The sequence below is a fragment of the Vreelandella jeotgali Hwa genome (genome assembly GCF_000334215.1).
Classification (GTDB): domain Bacteria; phylum Pseudomonadota; class Gammaproteobacteria; order Pseudomonadales; family Halomonadaceae; genus Vreelandella; species Vreelandella jeotgali.
This window is the reverse complement of record NZ_AMQY01000010.1, coordinates 20,688-43,314: the sequence shown is the minus strand read 5'-3', so window position 1 is coordinate 43,314 and position 22,627 is coordinate 20,688. Positions and strand designations below refer to the sequence as shown.

At 60.1% G+C, this 22,627-nt stretch carries 14 protein-coding genes, 1 tRNA gene and 2 pseudogenes; 8 read left to right on the top strand and 9 right to left on the bottom strand.

The genetic code is table 11. The features are described 5' to 3' along the window. Positions 1-37: 37 nt before the first annotated feature. The 3 genes from C793_RS0102375 (at position 38) to C793_RS0102360 (ending at position 2,396) form a co-directional block, all read left to right on the top strand. Positions 38-577, top strand: a complete 540-nt coding sequence (locus C793_RS0102375; protein WP_026106063.1) for a carboxymuconolactone decarboxylase family protein — start codon at positions 38-40, stop codon at positions 575-577. Between the two features lie 163 nt (positions 578-740). Next, a complete protein-coding gene (locus C793_RS0102370) occupies positions 741-1,925 on the top strand; it encodes an MFS transporter (protein ID WP_017429349.1) in 1,185 nt (394 codons plus the stop codon). Positions 1,926-2,075: 150 nt separating this feature from the next. Beyond that, entirely contained in the window at positions 2,076-2,396 is a 321-nt protein-coding gene (locus C793_RS0102360) for a helix-turn-helix domain-containing protein (RefSeq protein WP_017429347.1), read from the top strand. A 101-nt stretch (positions 2,397-2,497) separates the two neighbouring features. On the opposite strand, the gene zapE is transcribed toward C793_RS0102360, so the two are convergent. From zapE to betT, 8 genes and pseudogenes are all read right to left on the bottom strand, one after another. Next, a complete protein-coding gene (gene zapE, locus C793_RS0102355) occupies positions 2,498-3,643 on the bottom strand; it encodes a cell division protein ZapE (RefSeq protein WP_017429346.1) in 1,146 nt (381 codons plus the stop codon). A 143-nt stretch (positions 3,644-3,786) separates the two neighbouring features. Then, on the bottom strand, positions 3,787-3,999 hold the full coding sequence (locus tag C793_RS0102350; protein WP_017429345.1) for a hypothetical protein: 213 nt from the start codon (positions 3,997-3,999) through the stop codon (positions 3,787-3,789). 540 nt (positions 4,000-4,539) lie between these two features. Then, positions 4,540-7,161: pseudogene (locus tag C793_RS13405) on the bottom strand (efflux RND transporter permease subunit); the annotation flags it as partial. Positions 7,162-7,178: 17 nt separating this feature from the next. Further along, positions 7,179-7,246 (bottom strand) — tRNA-OTHER (locus C793_RS14410). A 368-nt stretch (positions 7,247-7,614) separates the two neighbouring features. Further along, positions 7,615-7,734 carry an integrase core domain-containing protein gene (locus C793_RS14855; protein WP_484177365.1) on the bottom strand — a complete coding sequence of 40 codons (120 nt, stop codon included), beginning with the start codon at positions 7,732-7,734 and terminating at the stop codon, positions 7,615-7,617. A gap of 401 nt (positions 7,735-8,135) precedes the next feature. Next, a complete protein-coding gene (gene betA / locus C793_RS0102340) occupies positions 8,136-9,809 on the bottom strand; it encodes a choline dehydrogenase (RefSeq protein WP_017429343.1) in 1,674 nt (557 codons plus the stop codon). 95 nt (positions 9,810-9,904) lie between these two features. After that, complete coding sequence (betB, locus tag C793_RS0102335) at positions 9,905-11,383, bottom strand: betaine-aldehyde dehydrogenase (protein WP_026106061.1); 1,479 nt, start codon at positions 11,381-11,383, stop codon at positions 9,905-9,907. Positions 11,384-11,800: 417 nt separating this feature from the next. After that, positions 11,801-13,861, bottom strand: coding sequence for a choline BCCT transporter BetT (betT, locus tag C793_RS0102330; RefSeq protein WP_017429341.1), 2,061 nt, complete (start codon positions 13,859-13,861; stop codon positions 11,801-11,803). Between the two features lie 184 nt (positions 13,862-14,045). Here betT and C793_RS14240 point away from each other — a divergent pair. After that, a pseudogene (locus C793_RS14240) lies at positions 14,046-14,192 on the top strand (helix-turn-helix domain-containing protein); the annotation flags it as partial. A gap of 107 nt (positions 14,193-14,299) precedes the next feature. Here C793_RS14240 and C793_RS13400 read toward each other — a convergent pair. Further along, a complete protein-coding gene (locus tag C793_RS13400) occupies positions 14,300-14,830 on the bottom strand; it encodes an RNA-guided endonuclease InsQ/TnpB family protein (RefSeq protein ID WP_222120377.1) in 531 nt (176 codons plus the stop codon). Positions 14,831-15,871: 1,041 nt separating this feature from the next. Here C793_RS13400 and C793_RS0102320 point away from each other — a divergent pair. The 4 genes from C793_RS0102320 to C793_RS0102305 are packed head-to-tail and all read left to right on the top strand — an operon-like array spanning position 15,872 to position 22,497. Then, positions 15,872-19,645 (top strand): ATP-binding protein, encoded by a 3,774-nt coding sequence (locus C793_RS0102320; RefSeq protein ID WP_017429339.1) that lies wholly within the window; start codon positions 15,872-15,874, stop codon positions 19,643-19,645. A gap of 8 nt (positions 19,646-19,653) precedes the next feature. Then, positions 19,654-20,319: a condensin complex protein MksE gene (locus C793_RS0102315; RefSeq protein WP_017429338.1), complete on the top strand. Its 666-nt coding sequence runs from the start codon at positions 19,654-19,656 to the stop codon at positions 20,317-20,319. Further along, a complete protein-coding gene (locus C793_RS0102310) occupies positions 20,306-21,568 on the top strand; it encodes a hypothetical protein (protein WP_017429337.1) in 1,263 nt (420 codons plus the stop codon). Before C793_RS0102315 ends, C793_RS0102310 begins: the two co-directional genes overlap by 14 nt. Beyond that, positions 21,565-22,497, top strand: coding sequence for a DUF7281 domain-containing protein (locus tag C793_RS0102305; RefSeq protein WP_017429336.1), 933 nt, complete (start codon positions 21,565-21,567; stop codon positions 22,495-22,497). Before C793_RS0102310 ends, C793_RS0102305 begins: the two co-directional genes overlap by 4 nt. Positions 22,498-22,627: the final 130 nt, after the last annotated feature.

The window sequence follows — 22,627 nt, the reverse complement described above, 5'->3', positions numbered from 1 at the left end:
GCTTTTGAGAGCTTTTGAAAAAATGAGGAATATGAGCATGTCACGACTTCCCCTTCTGACGATCGACCAGGCCGATGAGGCGGCGGCGCCCGCGTTGCAGGGCGTGCAGCAACAGCTGGGTATGCTGCCGAATTTCTTTGCGGGTATGGCCCACCACCCCGGCACGCTGAACGGGTTTCTCGCCGCGCAGCAGGCGATGACCGCCGACAGCCGGCTGACCGCTGCCCAGCGTGAGCTGATCGCGCTGGGCGTGGCCAATGCCAACGGCTGCCATTACTGCGTTAGCGGGCACAGCATGGCGGCCAAAGCGGCCGGGATTAGCGCCGAGGCGGCCAGACAGGCGCAGGCCGGCAAGGCCGACGGTGCCCATGATCAGGCGCTGCTCGACCTGGCGCTGGCGGTGTTGGATACGCGCGGCCACCTTCCCGATGCCGCGCTTCAGGCGGCCCGCGATGCCGGCCTGGACGACGCTACCCTGGTGGAAGTAGTCGGGCTGGTGGGCGTCAACAGCCTGAGCAACTGGGTGAACAACATGGTCCGCCCGGCCATCGACTTCCCCGAGGTGCCGCTGGTGTAGGCACGGCCCGGCGGCGCTCGGAAATGAAATGGTTTGTTCTTAAAAGCGGCTTGCTCCTGGAGGCGGCTTGCTCTTGAAAGCGACGTGCTTTTAACAACGATTCGGCTATCAAAATATGTCAGTGCTGGCTAAAGTACGGGCCTTTTAGCTGACAGGATCTGCCATGCGCCCTTCCATTGACCGAACGACTGCCGGCAAGGCGACCTTGCTGGCGGGTATTCTGCTGATCGCCGCCAACCTGCGCGCGCCCTTTACCGGCCTGCCGCCGCTGCTGGATTGGCTCGCCGGCGATTTCGATCTGGGCACTACTGCCGCGAGTGTGCTGACCACCTTGCCGCTGCTGGCGTTTGCCGTGGTTTCGCCGCTGAGCGCTCGCCTGGCGCGGGCGCTGGGGCTTGAACGCACCCTGCTGGCGGCGCTGCTGCTGATCACCGTGGGCATTGCGCTGCGCTCGGCCGGGCCGCTGTGGAGCCTGTACGCCGGCACCGGCCTGATCGGCATGGGCATTGCCGTGGGCAACGTGCTGCTGCCCAGCCTGATCAAGCGGGATTTTCCCGACCACATCGCCATGCTGACCGGGGCGTATGCGCTGGCGATGGGCTTGGCGGCGGCGCTGCTGTCGGGCCTGGCGGTGCCCATGGCGACCAGCTGGGGGTGGCGCGGCGCGCTGGCGGCGTTCATCGTGCTGCCGCTGGCGGCGCTGGCTGTCTGGGTGACGCAGCTCAGGGCTCCCGCGCCCCGGGCCACCGGGCAGGCCGCAGCGGCGACGGGCAAAAGCGTCTGGCGTACCGGCCTGGCGTGGCAGGTGACGCTGTTTTTCGGGCTGAACTCGACGATCTACTACGTGGGCATCGGCTGGCTGCCGGCGATTCTCACCGATGCGGGCATGACGCCCGAGCGGGCCGGCTCGCTCCACGGTGTGTTGCAGTTTGCCACCGCCGTGCCCGGGCTGGTACTGGGGCTGATTCTGCGCCACATCGAGGATCAGCGGCTGCCCGCTGTGGGCTCGGCGCTGATGTCGGCCGTGGCGCTGCTGGGGCTGATCGTGGCGCCGCAGCAGGCGCTGCTGTGGTCGCTGCTGTTTGGCCTGGGTACGGGCGCCGGCATCATCATGGGGCTGTCGTTTATCGGCCTGCGCACCGCCAGCGCGCAACAGGCCGCTGCGCTATCCGGCATGGCGCAGAGTGTGGGCTACCTGCTGGCGGCGTCGGGCCCGCCGGTGATGGGCCTGCTGCACAACGCCCCCGGCGGCTGGCAGCTCCCGCTGGGCGTCTGCGTGGTGCTGGCGCTGACTATCGCGGTAATGGGCATGCTCGCCGGCCGCGATCGTCGGCTCGGGGCGGAGTGAAGGGGTGTTGTGGCACGTATACTGATACCATCAACGCTGCGGTAACGGCACAGATCGCGTTCAAGCAGGCCGCCCAACACATCCTTGACCTGTCCGAGGAACACCTGGTTGAGCTGATTCATAACGGGCAGTTTTCGGAGGTAGAAGACGATGGCTAAACAATACCGCAGCAATGCGATGGCCGCGATCCATGAAACCATGGAGGCGCTGCATGACGTCGGCGCCATCGACAAACAAACGATACGCGACTTCGATGAGACATGCCTGACCACCGCCAGGACGATCCCGGCAGAAGACATTCGGGCGCTCCGTGAGCGGGAGCATCTTTCCCAGCCCGTATTCGCCCGTTATCTCAATGTCAGCAGGAACCTGGTCTCCGATTGGGAACGCGGTGTCAAGCGTCCTGGCGGGCCCGCTCTACGTCTGCTGACCCTGATAGACAAAAAGGGCATTCAGGCAATCGCTTGCTGAGCCGTCCGTACCGTGACACAGCAGCACCAGAGCGCCGTTGCCTATCGGCGGCTTCCCCGGTAGGCACCGTCTGTCGACGGTCAGGTTTTTGGCCATTGCCGTTATGGCTGACCAAAACGCTGTAGCTGCATTTCCTGCAAACGGCTCAGGGTACGGCGGAAGGGAAAAGCCAGCGCGCCGTTGCGGTAGAGCTCATCCAACGGCACGGCTGCGTCCAGGTAAAGCGGCACACCACGGTCGTAACATTCATCCACCAGCGCAATAAATCGGCGTACTCCGTCGTCCTGATGCGATAGCGCCGGCAGCCGGCGGTCGCCTGCTGCTACCTGCATCACGCCATCTTCGGTACCACGGGCTATCGCCTTTTGCTGGCCACTCCCGGTCAGCCGAGGCACTTCGCTCAGGAAAACAGGCGAAAAGCGCTCACAGAGTTCAATAAAATCCTGTGGGGCCAGCTTTTGCTCGCACAGGTCGGCGTAACGGCACCACAGCACATGCCGGCTACGCTGCACGACCGTGATCCGGCGGTGCCCCAGCAGCAAGGGGTCACTATGGGGCTGTTCGCCCTTGCCAAGCTGTGCGGCAAAGGCGTTTGCCAGCGCCTGCGGCTGGTTAACCCAATAGCGTTGCTGATGTTTCCCGGGGTGCAGCCGGTGATCCTGGCCGCCGTCAACGCCCACTACCTGCATCTGCTGTTTGATGGCCGCAATGGCCGGCAAGAGTCGCTCACGATTAAAGCCGTCCTTGTAGAGGTCATCCGGCGGCTGGTTGGACGTGCTCACCACTACCAGCCCTTGCGCCAGCAATGACTGAAACAGGCCACCCAGCAGCATGGCATCGCCGATATCGCTGACAAACAGCTCGTCCAGACAGAGAACACGCGCCTCGGACGCCAGCTCCCGGGCCAGCCGTTCCAGCGGCGATTTCTGCCCGGTCAGCTGAAACAGGCGCCGGTGGACCCAGCGCATAAAACGGTGAAAATGCTGCCGCCGGGCCGGCACGGTTAACGCTTGGTGGAACTGATCCATTAGCCAGGTTTTGCCGCGCCCCACCGGCCCCCAGAGATACACGCCCTGAATATCCGCCTGGCCCGCCTGCAACTGTTCATGGCAGCGCTGCAAGCACCGGGCCGCCTCATGCTGAGCCGGATCGTCCTGAAAGCCGGACGCCAGTGCCTGGCGATAGGCGGCGTAAGGGGAAGGGGCTGTTGTGTTTGCTCTGGCCTTGTCGCCCTGCTGGTCGGCCATTATCACCTTGGCTCCTTTTGCTGATATGCGCCTGGCGTGGCTTTCGGCGGTATCTCCGTCCCGCTTATGCACAGCGCCACCGGACAGGTCAGCCGGACGTTGAATCGATGGTGGGAACTATCCTTGGAAGCTGTCTTTGGAAGCTATCCTCTACCAACCGCCGGGGCGCTTCTCACGTTATCCAGCCGGCATCTATTGGAGTCCTGAAAAGGCCGCATATACGGGCTAAGGCGAAACAGGGTATTCACTTCCAACAGCCGTTGCGCACGCTCCGGATCGTTCACGGTCAGGCCACGCGCCTCCAGTAGCGCCAACTGCTGTTCCGGCGTGAGCGGCGGCTTGGAAAAATCAGTCATGCCGCGTGTTCTCCGTGGCAGGCAGTGACAAGCGCCAAGTGCCTGAATGATAGCCAATAAAAAACCCGCACGATTTGAGCGTGAAGACTGAAGTCTACATAGGCTTGGCGGGTATATTACCGGTAAAAGTAATATATTACCGGATCGCTGGCAAGGCATTTTTACGATAAGCGCGAGTTTTGAGCGGACTAATGGGCATCAGGCATAGCTCTGCCAACACATCATCTTTCATGCGCCGTCACGCGGCCTTTGCGCTGCTGACAAGAGGTGTTCATACGAGGCCTATATCGGGCGAAGCAGGCCCGCAGTGTAGTGATGAAGTGTTTTTGGCCAATACATCCCGGGGCCAAACAGCTAGCGCCTACGCCTTGCGCTCGGTTATCGCGCCACTCGGGGTGGCACCATGTCGCGCCGGCGTTGGCCGCAGACGCGCTTTCTTTCGCTTAACGCCATGAATTCAAAAAAAGGGCAGCCCCTCCGGGCTGCCCTTTTACGGAAGGTCGCGCGCGCATAAAAATCAAAATCCGCGCGTGCGACGGGTCAAGGTTGCCGGATTCTGAACAACACGGAATAGAGTAACGGAATAACCACCAGCGTTAGCGCCGTGGCAAACAGCAAGCCGAACATGATGGTCACGGCCATGCTTTTGAAGAACGGGTCCATTAGCAGCGGGGCGACCCCGAGTATGGTCGTCAACGCTCCCAGCACCACCGGCCTGGCACGGCTGATGGCCGCTTTCATCACCGCATCAAATGGCTCAATCCCCGTGCGGATGTTGCTATCTGCCTCATCCACCAGAACAATTGCGTTTTTCACCATCATCCCGATCAGGCTCAAAAAGCCCAGAATGGCCATGAACTCAAAGGCCGCCTGGAATGACGCCAACCCGATGACGACGCCCACCACCGCGAAGGGTACGGTCAGCCAGATCACCAGGGGTTGCCTGATGGCGTTGAACATGAACACCACCACCAGAATCATCGCCGCAAATCCGTACGGCGCCGAAACGGCCAACCCCTCGTTGGCATCCCGGGACGCTTTATACTGGCCGTACCAGGTCAGCTCATACCCCGCGGGGCGCTCAATGGCTTCAATTTTGTCACGAACCGAGTTGAAAGCGTCATCCGTAGGCACCCCGGGGGCCGGATCGGACTGCACCATAATCGTCGGTTGACGATCCACCCGGCGAATCATGGCATCATTCCACTCAACATTAACCGCCTCGGTCAGTTCGCTAACGGGCACTGATTTGCCGAGTTTTTTGCTGTAGACGTTGATACTTTCAATCGCCTGCTGGCGGCTTCTTTCATCCAGCGGGGCCCGCACCACCAGCGGTATCAGGTCATCGCCTTCGCGATATTGCCCTACGGTCCGACCGCTCAGCGTCTGGGCGATCGCCTGGTTGATTTCGACACTGGTAAGCCCTAACCGCTGAAGCAAGGCGTGATTGTAGACGGGCACCACGCCGGGCACCTGCTGGCGCCAGTCATCCTGTACCGCGATCAGGTCGTCATCCTCGGCCATTATGACCTTGGCCTGCTCGGCCAATTCGCGCAGCACCGCCGAATCGGGGCCGCTGAACCCGGCTTCGATTTTCTTGCCACCGCCACGGCCCAGCATAAACTTCCACGCCTTGATGGACGCATCCGGATGCCCGGCCGTTAACGCGCCCTGCAAGTCGTTAATCAGCCCGGAAATCCGGCTTTCATCATCAACATCCACGAGCAGCTGGCCATAGGACGGATTACGCGGCTCCGGTGAGTACGTCAGCATAAAGCGCAAACCGCCGCCGCCCACAAACGACGTCACGTCGGTGACACCCTCGCGCTCGGTCACGTCATCCGCCACGTCACTCAGCACGTTTTGCGTGCGTGAGATATCCGAGCCCTGGGGCAGGTAGACGTCGACGACAAACTGCGCGCGCTGGGAGTCCGGCATAAACCCGGGCGGCACCAGGCTGGTGCCGGCAACGGCGGCGATAAACAAGCCAATCAATACGACGCCCGTGGTCTTTCGATATATCAGAACCCGCTGCAGTAAACCACGATACGCGCGCAGGATAATGCCCTCGGCATCGGACTTGTCCGTCTGTTTCACCATCAGGAACTGATAGCACAGCATGGGAATAATCGTTACCGAAAAAATCCAGCTGAGCGCCATCGAATAGAGAATCACCCAGAACAGTGAGCCGGCGTACTCGCCCATATCGCTCGGCGACAAACCGATCGCACTGAAGGCCAGGATGCCCACCATCGTGCCCCCCAGCAGCGGCCATTTGGTCGATTGCACGACATCCAGAACGGACTGGTAGCGGTCCTCACCGTTTTTGAGCTTCACCAGGATGGCGTCCGTCACCACAATCGCATTGTCGACGAGCATGCCCAGCGCAATGATCAGCGCGCCCAGCGACACCCGCTGCATGGCGATGTTATCCACCAACATGATAATCAGCGTGCCGGCGACGGTGAGCAACAGGACAAAGCCGATGATCACGCCGGAGCGCAGGCCAATAAACGCCAGCAGAACGATAAAAACGATGACCACCGCTGCGGCCAGATTACCGATGAAGCTGGATACGGAATCGCGTACCGCGTCAGACTGTATGGAAACCGGGTTAAGCGAGACTCCTACGGGGCGCTGCCCGTCCAGCTCGGCCAGGCGCGCCTTGACGGCATCGCCCATCTCCACCACGTTACCGCCGGAGATATTCGAAATACCCAGGCCAATCGCCCGTTCACCGTTATACTGCATCAGGAAGGCAGGCGGCTCCTGATAGCCCCGTTCCACATTAGCGACATCCTTCAGCTTGACGGTCTGGCCGTCTTCCCCTATTCCCAGCGGCAAATCCTTGAGTTGCTGAAAACTCCCGACAGCACTCTGCGGAATCACCGGCAGGCGCATTGCGCCGGCTTGTATATCGCCCGCTACCGTAATGCTGTTCTGCTTGTTCAGGACCTGATAGACCTGCTCTGCGGTGACGCCCAGGTTTTCCAGCCGCTCACTGGAAATCTCGATAAAAATGCGGTCTTCGCGCTGACCGGTCAGCCGGGTTTTCGCCACGCCATCGACGAGTGCCAGCTCCTGGCTTAAAAAGTCGGCATAGTCGTGCAGCTGCTTATCGCTGTATCCCGGCGCGGTAATGGCATAAAACAAGGCATAGACATCGGAAAAGTCATCGTTGACAAAAGCAGGATTCGAACCTGCGACCCTCGGCTTCGGAGGCCGGACACATCCTATTTTTCTTGCCTAGGCCTATAGGCCAAATATACAGCTAAAAAATCTCAAAAACAATTAATATCAAAGACTTACCTTACGATATCTTGCGATTTTGGCTTATTTCGTCGAGCAACTTAACGCCGATTAGCGCCGCCCTTCACCATACGGCTGGACACAGCTTGGCACATAATGTGATTTGGGTGTGTCCGGTTTCCGGACACTTTTGACCCTTGGCCAAACTGTTTTCTGCGGGAAGCGATATCGTCACACAAAAAAATGGTGACATGATTCCAGCCGTAGCCATTTCCCTGCGCTTCGGCCTGCCACCCGGCAGATTGATATCTGCTTTTGAATGGCCAGCTCTCAGCCTGTGTAATAACCCCCTGGTTTCTGCACACCCTACGCTATTAATGCTGGGTGTGCCCGTGGCGCCACATAATCGAGAGACTGATGTGGCCGCTCTTCGTTGTAGTATCGAATCCAGCGATCGATCGCTACCCTAGCTTGGCCCAGCTTGATAGCTATCGGCCGCTGCTGCCTCCGTGCGCGAGTAACTGGCCATAGGTATATGGTCGGCTGGCAGGGTGATAATCAACGCATCATCCTGCGCTCCCTCGCGTATCATGGCAAAATGCCTGGTGCTGCAGACTGCCGGTTACCCGGCAGCATCGACGAAAGAGAGCTACACCAAGCGCGACGGTTAAGGCAATAGGCGGGTACGATCGACTAGCGCAGCAGATCGTGGGTCAGCTCAGTCACCGTTTGCAAGGTAACAGTTGATCATGCGGACCCCGACACCAGGCACCTGTCTAATTTTTGGGGTCCACTTCACTTCCTTGGTTACGCGAAAGAAGCTTATTTTCGAGCAACAAGTCCTGGCTCGGAGCACAGGGGCGAAAGTTGGTCGGCATGAAAAAAAGCTATTGGCGCCGGGCGGGTGCATCCTTAGCCACGTAATAGGGGACGTCCGCCTTGGGTAGCGGGTCTCGGCCGCGCACTTTATCCGCCATCTTCTCGGCGATCATGATCGTCGGGGCATTAAGGTTGCCCGTGGTAATTATCGGCATGATCGAGGCATCGATTACTCGCAGACCTTCGAGGCCATGCACACGCCCGGCACCGTCCACCACCGCCATGGCATCATTACCCATCTTGCAGGTGCCGCAAGGATGGTAGGCGGTTTCAGCATTCTGGCGAACGAATTCGTCGAGTTCCGCGTCGGTTTTTATGTCCGGGCCCGGGGCGATTTCACGGCCGCGATACGGGTCAAATGCCGGCTGGGCGATGATCTCACGAGTGATGCGGATAGCGTCGCGAAACTCCTGCCAGTCCTTTTCCTTGGACATGTAATTAAACAGGATACTCGGTGCCGCGCTGGGATCGCGAGAGGTCAGGCGTATGCGCCCTCGACTCATCGAGCGCATGGAGCCTACATGGGCCTGGAAGCCGTGGGCCTGGACCGCGCTTTTGCCGTTGTAACTAATGGCAATCGGCAGGAAATGGTATTGCAGGTTGGGCCACTCTTCCTCGTCGTTGGTGCGGATAAAACCGGCGGCTTCGAATTGATTGCTTGCTCCGACGCCCTTGCCGAAAAATAGCCATTCGGCGCCGATTTTCGGCTGGTTCCACCACTTGAGCGCCGGATACAGCGAGATGGGCTGCTTGCACTCGTACTGGATATACATTTCCAGATGGTCCTGAAGGTTTTCTCCCACGCCGGGCAGTTCATGTACCACCGGGATATCGAACTCTTTGAGGTGCTCCGGGTTGCCGACCCCGGAGCGCAGCAGGATCTGTGGCGAGGCGATGGCACCACCACAGAGCAATACCTCGCGGCGGACCCGCACCTCCTGCTGCTCCCCCTTGCGTGAATAGCTGACCCCTACGGCACGCTTGCCCTCGAAGAGAATACGATCGGTCAGCGCATGAGTCTCAATAGTCAGGTTGGCGCGTTGTTTGGCGATATCCAGATAGCCCCGGGCAGTAGAGGAGCGGCGCCCTTTGGGGGTGACGAAACGATCCATGGGACCGAAGCCTTCCTGCTGATAGCCGTTGACGTCCTCGGTTGCCGGGAAGCCCGCCTCAACACCTGCCCGCATGAAGGTATCGTAGAGTTCATTGTTGTCTGCCTTGGGCGTGGTGACGTGGATCGGCCCATCTCCGCCGTGGTATTCATTGGGGCCGATATCTCGAGTCTCCCACTTCTTGAAATAAGGCAGGCATTCAAGATAATTCCAATCCTCGAGCCCCGGTATCTCGGCCCAGCGATCGTAATCCAGGGCATTGCCGCGCAGATAGCACATGCCGTTGATCAGGGATGAGCCGCCCAGCCCCTTGCCGCGCCCACACTCCATGCGCCGGTTGTTCATATAAGGTTCCGGGTCCGTTTCAAAGGCCCAGTTGTAGCGCTTGCCTTGTAACGGGTAGGCCAGGGCGGCGGGCATCTGGGTACGAAAGTCGAAACGATAGTCCGGCCCGCCAGCCTCCAGCAGCAATACTTGCACCTCGGGGTCCTCAGTCAGGCGTGTGGCGAGCACGTTACCCGCCGAGCCGGCGCCGATAATGATGTAGTCGAACTCACGAGTCTGCGTCATAACCTACTCTTTTTTTACCTGGTGTTAACGTGAAAAACAGCTGTTTCTTTAAGGGATAAAGTCCCAATCGTCTGTCACTATACCCCCTGAAGCGATCAGAAAACCGCTGGGAAAGGGCCCATCTCGACCTGAACAGACTTGATCTGGGTATACTGATCGAGGGACGAAAGACCGTTCTCGCGCCCGATACCCGACTCTTTGTAGCCGCCCACAGGCATCTCCGCCGGCGAATCCCCCCAGGTATTGACCCAGCAAATGCCCGCCTCGAGACGCTGAATCACCCGGTGAGCCCGGTTCAATCCTTCACTGAATAAGCCGGCAGCCAAGCCGTAACGGGTAGCGTTGGCGCGGCGAATGACTTCCTCTTCGTCATCGAAGGCCAGGATCGCCATCACCGGGCCGAAGATCTCTTCGCGTACGATGCGCATGTCATCCGTGCAATCCGTGAAGACCGTGGCCTCCGCCCAGGCACCTTTGGTGTAGTTGTAATCGGAACCACCAGTCATGCGATTGCCCCCAGCGAGCAGGCGTGCGCCTTCCTGCGGCCCGAGTTCGAGGTAGGACATCACCTTCTCGAGATGTTCAAAGCTGACCAGGGGGCCGAAATTGACTCCGGGGTCGAGGGGGTCGCCAGTTTTGATGCGCTTGACGCGCTCAACAATCTTGTCCTCAAAGGCATCCTTCACGGAACGCTGTACAAAGACCCGAGTGCCGTTAGTACATACCTGACCGCTGGAATAGAAATTGGCCATCATCGCCGCGTCAGCGGCACGCTCGAGATCCGCATCGTCGAAAACGATCAGTGGCGACTTGCCGCCAAGTTCCATGGTCACTTCCTTGAGAGTTGAGCCGGCGGCGGCGGCCATGACTTTCTTGCCGGTTCCTGCCTCACCGGTGAAGGTAATCTTGTCGATATCCGCATGCTGGGTGAGCATCTCGCCAACGCGGCCGTCGCCTTGAACCACATTGAATACGCCGTCTGGCAGTCCCGCTTCCGTAAATATCTCGGCGAGCTTGAGGGTGGTCAGCGGCGTAACCTCGCTGGGCTTGAACACCACGGCATTGCCAGCGGCCAGGGCCGGGGCGCTTTTCCAGCAGGCGATCTGGATAGGATAGTTCCAGGCGCCGATGGCGCCGACCACTCCCAGTGGTTCGCGGCGGGTGTAGACGAAGGAATCCTCACGAAGCGGGATCTGCTTGCCCTCGATAGCCGGGGCGAGGCCAGCATAATACTCCAGCGAATCGGCGCCGGTAACAATGTCGACGCTCTGAGTTTCGCTGATGGGTTTGCCAGTATCCAGAGTTTCCAGATGGGCGATCTCATCGTTGTACTCACGCAGCAGCGCCACGGCACGCAGGAGGATTCGGCTACGCTGCATACCGCTCATCGCGGCCCAAGCCCTCTGACCTTCCCGGGCAGAGGCAACAGCCCGATCGATGTCCTCCTGAGACGCCTGCTGTACGCTGGCGAGCACCGAGCCATTCGCTGGGTTAATAGTATCGAAGGTCTCGTCGGAGGTGGCGTTCACTCGGCTGCCATCTATGTAGAGTTGCTGGGTTGTCAAGGTAGTCATGCGATACTCCTGCTGAAACCGGTGTGAGAAACCTTTGTGCGTCGTCGTTCAGGCGTGCTGTTTGGTACCAGCCCTATTGACTGTGACCTTAGCTGATCTTCCAGATAGCCGCAGACCAAACGCTTGGCGCGTTGTATCCTAAGCGTACCATTCAGCCTGGGCGGGGAAACATCAAGGGCCACTCGTACTGGTCGAGACAGTTGTGGATCAGTTATGCACCGGTGAGCCCATCACATCATAGGCCTAGCCGCCGTCGTTGGGGGTGCACCTCGAGGCGAGCGTACTTCCCGAGACACAACCCTCAGGAACAGCACCTGCCGGTGCTACGCGCCATTCCTGGCGCACAATAAAAACAGGGAGGCCTACTGGCCTCCCTGTACCGGGCACCCCGGGTACGTTCACTTGCACGCGTTTGCGTCAGTTTACCTCTTGGTCAGTGAGCGCAAATTCCTGCATCTGCAGAAACTCCAGGTGGCGTTCGTATTGATCCAGCACGTTATCCAGCAGTTGCTCTCTGGTGTAGCCCATGATGTCGTAGCCTTGCGCATCGGCGACGTCGAGGTAGACCTCCATGCGCACGAATTTGTCTGCCACCTGGGTCGGACGCCCGCCAAAATGCGGTATCGGTGCTTCCTTGCGAAACACCTGGTAGCGGAAGGGGTGCTCGGATGAGGGGTCAATCTCAAGTTCGATGCAGCTGTCACCTTCCTCGTCGACGTACTTGTCACACTTCGCGGTGATGCCACGCTCGCTGAATTCATCGACGATTTCACCGAAGGTGGGCAACAGGACCTTCTCTTCGAATTCCCGTGCCCGTCCCGCGTTGGAGAAGGTGAGCATCCGCCCCAGGCGTTGCTGCCAGCGCATCTCTCCACCACGAGCGGTGCGCCCTGACAACGTACGGGGCATGGCCTGCTTGCCACTGTCCAGGCGCCGGGCTTCTACCCGTAACGACCGGTACAGGCTGACCATTACCAGAATCATCACGAAGGAGAACGGTAGTCCCATGATGACCGTGGCGCTTTGCAAGGCGCCGATCCCGCCCACGATGAGCATGGCGATGGTAAGCGCACCAGTGGTGATCGCCCAGAAGATCCGCAGCGCGGCCCGTCCATCGTGTTGGGGCGTCGGTAGGCGCGAGGATAGGTTCGCCATGACCAGCGCGGCGGAGTCGGCGCTGGTGACGTAGAACAGCAGCGCGGTCAGCGTCGCCAGCCCGGCGATGAACATGAACGCCGGGTAGTGCGAGAGCAGTTCGTAAAAGCCGCTCTCGGGGTTGAGAACGGTCTGGACACCGAATTCGGCGTCCCCGCTGCGGATAATATCCAGCGCCGAGTTGCCATAAATGGAGATCCACATGAGGATGTACGCAAACGGGATTGTCAGCGTGCCGATGACGAACTGGCGAATCGTGCGCCCGCGAGAGATTCGGGCAAGGAACATGCCAACGAAAGACGCCCACGCGACCCACCAGGCCCAGAAGAACAGGGTCCAGTCGCTCATCCAGCTGCCGGTCTCCTCGAAGGCAAAGGTCTGCAGGACCATGTCGGGGAACATGTTGACGAAATCCCCGATGTTCAGCACTAGGCCATCCAACAGGTATTGGGTTTTCCCCGTGATGAGGATCCACAGGCTCAGACCGATGGCGGAGAACACGTTCAGCAGCGACAGGAACTTGATACCTTTATCGACCCCTGATACCGCCGAGAGAATGGCCACGCCCACGCCCATGATGACAATCGCCACCTGGGTAGCGGTGCTCACCGGCACTCCCAGTACGGTGGCGAGCCCCACGTTGACCATCACCACGCCGATCCCCAGCGAGGTGGCCACGCCGAAGATCGTGCCCAGAAGTGCGGCAAAGTCCACGGTGTCGCCCAAGGGGCCGTGAATGCGCTTACCGAAGACCGGGGCCAGCGCGGAGCGCACGGCGAGGGGAAGCTTCATTCGATAGGCGAAGTACGCCAGGGCCATCCCCATCAGCGCATACATACCCCATCCGGAGAGGCCGTAGTGGAACAATGTCCATACGGTTGCTTGCCGGGCAGCGTCAACGGTTTCTGCTGCACCCGAAGGCGGATGCAGGTACTGGGTGACGGGTTCGGCGACGGCAAAGAACATCAGGTCGGTACCGATGCCGGCGGCAAACAACATGGACGCCCAAGCGAGGGTTGAGAACTCGGGCCTGGAGTTTTCCGGCCCAAGTTTGGTGTTGCCAAAACGCGAAAAGGCGAGATAGATCACAAAGGTGAGCACCCCGCCGGCAAGCAGGACGTAGAACCACCCAAACCAGCCCGAGGCCCACCCCACCACAGCACCCAGCGTTTGCTGAGCGGACTCGGGAGTGATAAGCGCCCACAGGGTGATCGCTATTGACCCGATAGCGGCCCAGATGAACACGGGCCAGTTGACCGGGGGAAGAATCGCCTTGTCTGAATGCTCCGAAGGTCGTTCGGGATCTGCGGTCTCGATGCTCATACCGCACCCCCGGCAATCGCGTAGTCACGGCGTTTCATTTTTTAACTCCTTGATGATTCCCTCAGTGTCCTGATTTCATGGAATAATTGCTACACTTGGGCCAACACAGTAGAGGCAGAAGGATCAGCACCGGTACCCTCCCTGCTTTACCGACCAAAGTGAAGCAGAGCATGAGAACCAACAACTGACCCAGACACAACGATACCAGATTTACGCCCATCATGACTTGGGCGGGGGCCAGCGACAGATCGCCAGGAAACTGGGGCTCCACAGCAGCACGATTAGCTGTGCACTGCGCCGCAGCACGACGGCCAGTGGCTATGATCCCGAACACTATGTAGTCGCGTGACTGCTCCCCGCCCGACGCGCTAATGCGCCACGGACGGGGCTTCCCACTTCAACGGCTGCTACCGACAGTACGCCGGCTTTACGCGAGCCTCATTGGACAGAAACGGACAGCCCTGCCGCCTTTAACTGCACGATGCCTTGATGCTTGATGTTCAGCGCCGCGTTGATGTCCCGGTCGTGGCGTGTATGGCAGGCGGGGCACGCCCACAACCGGACGTTTAGCAGCATGGCATCCATCTTGTGATGGCATGCATGGCAGGTTTTGGAGCTGGGGAACCGCGGGTCAAGTTTGACCAGATGCTTTCCCTTTTCCTCTGCTTTGTAGGCCAACTTGGCGATCAAGGCATGCCAGGACGCATCGCCAATGTGTCTGGCGAGCCTGGCATTTTTCATCATGTTCTTGACTTGCTGTTTTCTCTTGAGGTTTTTCTGCGCCTGCTTGAGAAAACGCGGATTGGCAGTCTTGCGACCGCTTGAGTCAATGGCAAGATGCGACAAGCCCATGTCGAGGCCGACGACGCTTGAGGCGTCGAGGTCTTGCAGACGTTCCGGCGCGTCCTGCCCCGTTTCAAACAGCAGCGCGGCGTAGTGCTTGCCGGTGACGGTGCGCGACAAGGTCATGCTTTTCAGCTTACCCTGAGTACACCGATACACAGCTCAAATTCCCGCCGTGCTTTGTATTCCCGCCCACATTGGGCGAGGGTTTACGCGGATTTTTGCTAACCTGCTCCGCCAGTTCCTATAAACCCCATAAACTTAAAAACCCATATATATATCAGCATGATATTCAATAAAATTTATGAGTTTATCTTTTCCTGCGGCGGTTTTACGCACCGGTTAACGCCGCCCTTCGCCACCCTGCCTGTCACAAACCGGCACATACCGTGATTTTGATATGTCCGCTTTTGTACCGCTTTTGACCTTTGGCCGCCAAAGGTGAACGAGCTTTTTTTGGCGAGCTGCTTACGGCGATATTCGAATATGCAGCGCAGAGTCGATTACCTTCGTCGCTCCATCTCGCGCAGACCTTCATTAGGCGACTGGACGAGGTGCGCAAGAGGGAACACCGCGGGCAGAGATATCCCGGAGTGCGGCGCTAAACCTTGCGGGAAAGTCTAGACAACGAGGCCTTACGCCCGGGCAGCTGGCGGCACCCCAAGAGCTGGCGGCTTATCAGAATGCCGAATCAGATGCTTGGGTGATTAAGAAGTGGTGGACTGGACCCAGCAAACTCCGACGTCACGATCCGCTCAGTGGCGAATCATGAACTATTCTGGGCTCATGACTGCGGCGGTCACGGAGAGGCCACTGCTGAAGCCAATGGACAAGGCCCCAGCAACGCCGGAGCGGCATGCCAAGTCCAAGGCAGTGGTCAGACGCTGGACCTAGAAGCTGACAAATGCTCGACCACTACAACTGGAGGGGATGAATAGCTTTTCCAGGCGGCCAGGCCACACGCACACCTCGACCGGAATGAAGACAACTTCATCACCATGACCTAACTGACGGGCAGCCCGGTGGACCGTCTACTGAATCAGGCCAAATCCACATGAAACGACGAAGGATCAAAATTCTAATACGCAAAACTAGGCAACATAAATGACCGGGCATCATCAAGACCAACCGGTCAAATGAACAATAATATCTTCCAAGTGAGGGTTTATGAGCGGCCTAAGAAGCATCATCCTGCACCACTCCTATTACAACGGTCTCAGGGTCAAAATTCCGTGCTCTGGGCACGCCTATCTCTTGGGTACGAACGGGTCTGGCAAGACCTCCGCGCTAAACCTCATCCCCATCTTCTACGGCAAGGATCCCTCCAGCCTGGTGGCCCGTACCGCCGACAAGAAAAACTTTATCGACTACTACCTGCCGAACCAGCAGAGCATGATTGTCTACGAGTATGAACGACTCGGCGGCGAGGTGTGCTGCGTGGTGATCTATCGGCGTGAGGCGGGACAGTACGCCTATCGCTTCATCAAGGGAGCGGCTGACGATACCTTGTTTCAAGAAGACCTCGAGGCGCTCTACTCGCGCGCGACGCCCGCCAACGAGCTGCTCAAGTACGAGCTCCCGAAGCGGGGCATCGAGGTGAGCAACCAGATCCTCAACACCATCGACTACCGCTCAGTCATCCAGAACGATCCCATGTCCAGCGGCAAGCGCCGGCGCGCTCGCAGCGCGGCGTTCACCATGGGGCGCGAGGCCCGCGAGTTCTCCCTCGGAGGCCTCGGCGACAAGTTGCAGCACATCGAATCGCTGACGGCCGTTGCACTCAACAAGGGGCGGATGCTCGAAAGCCTCAAGTCGATGATCGTTGACACGATGATCCATGACCACATCGCCATCACCCCGCCGCAGGCCCACCACAAGAACAAGGAGCTCTGGAGCGACCTGGCCAGCCTGCAGGAGTTCGCCAGGGATAACTCTAGGCTACGCAAGGGCTTGGACGCCTACGCCGGCCTGCAGGAGGTACGCGGCCCGCTGATTGCCCACCAGGAAGCCTTGACCGAGCTGATTCGCACCACTCAGGCCGAGATCCGCGATCTGGAAAACAAGGTCGATGAGCTGGGGCAGCAGGTGGAGGGGCTCGATGATGCGCAGAGAACCGAGCGCAACCGACTGGGCGAGCTCGAAGCCAGGCACGGTGGGGCCGTGGCCGACCTCGGGAAGTGGCTGGACGCCCTGGAAAAAGAGCGCGACGACTGGGAGGCGATGGACATCGAGGCAATGAAGCGCCGCGCCGAACAGCGCCCCTCCCTGGAGAGCGAGGCCAAGCTCGCCGAAAGTCAGCTGGTAGCACTGACCGCCCACGCCAAGGAAATCGACGTGCGGTTTAGCCAGCAGCGCAAGGATGTGGAAAAGGCCTTCACCACCGAGGAACGCCGGCTGACGGATCGCGAGTATTCGGTCATGCGAAAGCAAGCGGTACTGGCCAACGAGGCAAAGGAGCAGGCCGAGCACTTCAACCATCAGTGCCGCGTGGAGCTGGATGAACAACATCAGGCCTCACAGAAGATCCTGCTCGATATCAGGGAGGGAATCGAGGAGCTTTACCGGAAGCTCAACGAGGCGGGTCGGAACCTGCCTGGCGAAGACGAAGACATAGCCATGTCGCAGGAGGCGGTGGAGACAGCGGAGCGGGAGCTAGGGTGGCTCGATGACGCCAACGAAGAAGCCAAGACGTCGCTTGATGAGGCACGCAAGGCCCACGAAAAGGCGGTTGAGCAGCTGGATGAGGCCGAGGCCGAGAAGGGGCGTCGAGGGAAGCGTGTCGAGACCCTGGCTGACCAGCTCTACCCACCGGATAACACGCTGCTCGCGTTCCTGCGCGAATCCGGCCTCCCATGGCATGACACCTTGGGCAAGGTGGTCGACTCCAGGCTGCTCCTGCGCAAAGACCTCTCGCCTCGCCTCGCGGAACCGGCCGCCCTGAAGCAGGCGTTCGGCCTGGAAATCGACCTCACCGTCCTCCCCCGGCCCGAGAGCGCCGAGGAGGAGGCTGTGCTCCAGGCGAAGCTGGAAAAAGCCGAGAGCGATCAGCGGCGCGCCAAGGCCACGGTCGAGCAGCGCCAGGACGCGGCCCGGAAGGCACTGGACGAACTCAACGAGCGCGACAAAGCCGCCACTCGCGCCCGGGACCGGCTACGCCAGGGGCGGGAGAAGAACGAGCAAGCCCGCGCCAGCCACCGTGCGCTGGAGCATGACGTCACGCATGCCAAAAAGGGGCGGTGCCAAGCCGTCGAGGAACAGATTACCGAGGCCAGGCAGCGGGAAGAACAGCAGCAGACCGAAGCGGAGCGTGAGCGCAAGGCATTGCAGGATTCTCATACGCGCCAGCGCCAACAGCACAAGGCGGACCAGCAGGCCGATGAGCAACGCCTCACGGCGCAGCTTAAGTCGATCAAGGCCGAGCAGGGGCGGATCAAGGGGAACCTCGACGCCAAGTGCAAGGAGCTGGAGATCCAGCATGAACAAGCGCTGAGCGCTGAGGGGGTGGATCCCGAAACGCTGCGGAAGACGAAGGAGACTATCACTAAGGCCGAGGAGGCATTGAAGCAGATCGAGGAGGACCAGCCCTGGATCCGCAAGCATGACGATTGGCTAAAAGACCGCTGGGGCGCCAAGCCCGACAAGGAGCGTGCATTGGGCGAGGCCCAGCGTTTGCTGGAAGAGGTGCGGCGCCAGCAAAGGACCTCGAAAGCTCAGTACCAGTCGCGCACCAGCGAACTGAATGCCGAGAAGCGCGCCGCCGGCACCGAGGCAAAAAAACTCAAGGAAGAGGTGGAGACGTGGGAGGCATTGGACTCCCATGCATCGATCCTCTCCGCCGAGATCCCGCCCTTGGCGGCTGAGGCTGCCACCCCCTCGCCAGCGCAGACTCATGTCAGCGGTAGCGCAGAGCAGCTGGTGGCGGAGCTGCGCCGCCTAGTGTCCAGTGGCAATGAGCGCAAACAGATGGTCTTCAAGGCCGCCACGCTCTGCCACAACCTGCTCGGCAAGCACCCGCAGTCGAAGATCTACCAGGAATGGCTGAACCTGCGTGAGCACCGCCGCGGGATCAGTCGCCACGAAGAGGGCACCCCCGCCTACAACATCGAGATGATGCAGGACATCGAAATCCTGCTGGACGACCGCCTGCCCCAGGTCGAGCGAGCCCTGATCGAGAACATCCACTCGATAGGGTCGCTGCTGAGCGACTACCACGAGAACCTGCGCAGCCTGAACAGCATCGTGGACCAGGTCTCCAGCCAGCTGCATCGCAACCTGAACACCGATCACTCCTTCGATGTGATCAGTGACGTGAGCATCCGGGTGCGTTCCAGGATTCACGACCTAGGATTCTGGTCGGAACTGGCGGCATTTGGCGAGTCCTGGCGGCACTGGCTGATCTCGGGTAGCAACGAGTTGCCCAGTACGGAGCTGCTTAGCCGCATGATGCTCCTCGAGGATCAGATGCAGCATGCACGGATGAAGCCCGATGATCTCCAGAGCATGGTGGAGCTGGAGATCGAGTTCTACGAGCAGGCACGCCGCGTGCCGATCCGCTCCGATGCCGACCTCGGCGAGGCCAGCAGCGTGGGCATCTCTCGCCTAGCGATCTTGGTGCTGTTCAGTGCCCTCACGCGCTACCTCTGCCCGAATCCGGATATCTGTATCACCTGGCCGATCGATGAACTGGGCCAGTTGGCGCCTGAGAACATCGTGCGTGTGTTCACGATGATGCGGGAGCGTAACATCGCCCTGTTCTGCGCCGAGCCCAGGCTATCTCACGAACTTCAAAGCCACTTCTCGCATCGCGTGGCACTCAGTAACAAGAGAGGAGTGATGACCATGGCGCCTGACGCGGAGACAGCGCGAGACAACCCATTGCTGACGCACCTCGCCGGGTCGATGCCGGCACCGCCGTCTACCCAAAAGTTCGTCCCGCGATGAGGTGAAATATGAGCCAAGATGAGCTTTTCCGTGACTGCGTGGAGCGCTTGCTCAAGGGGGAAGTGATCTGCCCCTTCAGCGCCCCCGAACTCTACAACTACATGGCCCGGCCCGGCCTGTATCCGCGCGTCGAGGACTTCCTCGGCCAGATCGGGCGTGGCATCTCGAGAACCCGCGACGGCCACGCCTTCTACGCCGTCTATCGCGACACCGTGGATCAAGGCACCCGCAGCCTGATCCGCAATCACTTCGAGCGGCTGACCACGAACTGGGAGGGCTTGCTACGCTGGCTGCGCCTGGCGCGACAGGCCAGCGAATCGGGGCATCCGCTTTACGCCGGGGATATCATCAGGGAGAGCGACTACCTGGCGGCCATCGAGAACTCGACCAGCCTGCAAGAAGAGCTCGAGGCCATTGCGTCGAAGTTCGGTCTCAAGGGCAAGGGGCGGGATCCTCGGCACCGGCTCAGCCATCTGCTGGACCGCTTGGAAAAGGACGGCTTCCTGCAGCGGGTCGGCACGGCCGGGACCATCTTCAAGGCCACGGGGCGCTGGTCGATTCTGTGGGACCAGCTTGAGTTCGTGTACCAGCAAGAGGGCATCCTGGATACCCAGCGCGAGCAGGAGCAAGCCGAAGCACCGGACCAGGAGGGGTTGTTCCATGGCTCGTCCTGATGACGCCAAGGCGGCGCTGAGGGCGCTTACCGCGCATGCTGACCTACTCATCCAGGCCTGCCTCGAGGAAGGCGGCAGGCTCACCGAGGACAACGAGAACGAAGCGGCGCTCGCCCAGCTGCGGCGGCACCGCCTCGTCTTCGAGCTCGATGAAGAGCGCCAGTTTTCCCAAGTGAGCCGGGTCGTCAGCGATCTTATGCACCATGTCACCCAGAGCTATCGGCGCCAGATATCCTGCTCAGCGGCCGGCGGCATCGTGCAGGAGCTCGAAAGCATCGTCGAGGCGTACAAGCTCGCCTGGCGCAACAGCTCAAGGGATCTGCATCTGAGAGAGGCCGAGGCCCAGGAGACCGTGGCATCGCTGATCGACACCCTGCGGGAAATCACCCAGCGTTTCACACGCTACATCCACAGCGAGTTCAGCTATGTCAGCGACCTCGACCAGCGCATTCACGAGAACCGGCGAGCCCTTCAAGAAGCGAAGGACCTCAACGAGTTGTTCGATACGCTGACACCGGGATACCTGATGGACCGGGCAGGAGCCATCAGCGGCCTGCAGTACCTGCTGATGAAGGTCCTGCGGCGCAACCTCGACAAGCTGCGCAAAGACTTGATCGATGCCACCCATGGCCTCCGGGAGAACCTGGCCAAGCTCGAGCAGGATCAGCAAGCTCGTCAGCACAGCAACATGATCGAGGCCTTCCTGCGGCATTACGAGCAGAACCTGAGCTACCGCCCGGACCCCGGCCTGCTCGAGGCGACCGAGCATATCCCGCCGACGTTCTGTCGGGTGGAGCCCATGGTGATGCGCGCCCAACCGGATATCGATGACGCGGCACAGCAAGATGACCTGCGCGAGCTGCTCGCCGGGGCCCTGAGTCGCCGAGACGCCCGAGACCGGGAGCGTGAGGTGTCGCCGGATCGCGCGCCTGTCGCCGTGCAGGATAGCCGGGAAGCGGTGGTGGCGGTCGAGCCCGCCCCCTTCGACCGGGCGATCGACTACTTCTTCGATGCCCTGCCGGAACTGACGGCCCACACCGGCAAGGTTTCCACCATGGCCGCGTATCAACTGCTCGAGGTGCAGGAGCCGGCCGATGTGTGGTTGCTGGGCGTGTATGGCCGCTACCAGTCTCATCTCGTGGAGGGCAACCCGCCATACCGGGGGCAACTGCTCGAACATGAGGTGCCGCGATACAGCGGAAACCATGAGGTCAGTGACATTATCTTCCGGGCAGCGGAGACGGCATGAAACGACGACTTGCGGCTATTCAGGGCGTACTCCAGAAACGCCAGCGGCGGGTACCCGCCAGTGTCGACTGGCTGGCACTACACGAAGAGTGGGACGTTGGGCGCCTGCGCGGTGGCTATCTCCACCTCTCGCTGGAAGATCGGGAGGTGATGAGACAGCGAGCCATCCAGCTCTACCGGGCCGACCCCATGACCCTGGACCTAGAGAAGGACAGGACGGCGCTGACCGAGGAGACCGCCAACGAGAAGCTCTCGCGCCAACGGGCTTTTGGCCGGCTGCTGCGGGTTGCCGTGCCTGGCCATGGCGTCACCGTCGCCACGCTGGAGCCGGGACAAGGTGACGAGCTGTTTCTGCCGACCCCGCCTGGGGTACTGTTATCGGTTGAGCCCTCCCAGCTGCTGCTCGACACAGCGCACATTACCCGCGTTCTTGTAATCGAGAACGCCCAGCTCGTGGAGCGATGGTGGGAGTTGGTGCCACTGCTTCCCGAGGCCTGGCGGCACAATACTCTCATCGCCTACCGGGGGCATCGCCAAGACCTCCGCTCCCTGCTTGAGTGGATAAAGTCGCACAGGGAGCACATCACGCTCGGCTTCTACGGGGATTTCGATCCCCACGGGGTTCGGATCGGCCTGCGCAGCTATGCGCCGCTGATGCCCCCCGAGCAGTTCTGGCTCATCGGACCAGACGACCCAGCTTCCATCCCGAGACAGGTCAACAAGCCTGACACCTTCGCATCGCACGAAAACACCTTGCGCTATCTGGAGAGGCATACGCCAATTTCATCAGGATTTCGGCCGCTGATTGATCATATCCGCAGGGGGCGATGGGCTGTAACCCAAGAAGCATTACTGGCGCTCAGCACACCACTTTATGGGTTTCAGGATAATCAACGGTCAGGCACACCCCTTCGCGACAGATCTTTCTAAAAGGGCAATACCCGACCGCTTACAAGCTTCCTTTGCCGGAGCTGGCCCGGGACTAGCTGTATGGTCCCGGGAAGTGGAGGGAGTGTAGCTGACCAACAAGCAGTCGCAGGTGAAGTGGTCTAATTGGAGC

What these genes read in the sequence shown, in the direction of transcription:
- betB (WP_026106061.1), bottom strand. Translation starts at nt 11,383, where the DNA reads ATGACTACCTTGACAACCCAGCAACTCTACATAGATGGCAGCCGAGTG.
- C793_RS0102350 (WP_017429345.1), bottom strand. Translation starts at nt 3,999, where the DNA reads ATGACTGATTTTTCCAAGCCGCCGCTCACGCCGGAACAGCAGTTGGCG.
- C793_RS0102370 (WP_017429349.1), top strand. Translation starts at nt 741, where the DNA reads ATGCGCCCTTCCATTGACCGAACGACTGCCGGCAAGGCGACCTTGCTG.
- C793_RS0102315 (WP_017429338.1), top strand. Translation starts at nt 19,654, where the DNA reads ATGAGCCAAGATGAGCTTTTCCGTGACTGCGTGGAGCGCTTGCTCAAG.
- C793_RS13400 (WP_222120377.1), bottom strand. Translation starts at nt 14,830, where the DNA reads ATGACCTTGTCGCGCACCGTCACCGGCAAGCACTACGCCGCGCTGCTG.
- zapE (WP_017429346.1), bottom strand. Translation starts at nt 3,643, where the DNA reads ATGGCCGACCAGCAGGGCGACAAGGCCAGAGCAAACACAACAGCCCCT.
- betA (WP_017429343.1), bottom strand. Translation starts at nt 9,809, where the DNA reads ATGACGCAGACTCGTGAGTTCGACTACATCATTATCGGCGCCGGCTCG.
- C793_RS0102320 (WP_017429339.1), top strand. Translation starts at nt 15,872, where the DNA reads ATGAGCGGCCTAAGAAGCATCATCCTGCACCACTCCTATTACAACGGT.
- betT (WP_017429341.1), bottom strand. Translation starts at nt 13,861, where the DNA reads ATGAGCATCGAGACCGCAGATCCCGAACGACCTTCGGAGCATTCAGAC.
- C793_RS0102310 (WP_017429337.1), top strand. Translation starts at nt 20,306, where the DNA reads ATGGCTCGTCCTGATGACGCCAAGGCGGCGCTGAGGGCGCTTACCGCG.
- C793_RS0102375 (WP_026106063.1), top strand. Translation starts at nt 38, where the DNA reads ATGTCACGACTTCCCCTTCTGACGATCGACCAGGCCGATGAGGCGGCG.
- C793_RS0102305 (WP_017429336.1), top strand. Translation starts at nt 21,565, where the DNA reads ATGAAACGACGACTTGCGGCTATTCAGGGCGTACTCCAGAAACGCCAG.
- C793_RS0102360 (WP_017429347.1), top strand. Translation starts at nt 2,076, where the DNA reads ATGGCTAAACAATACCGCAGCAATGCGATGGCCGCGATCCATGAAACC.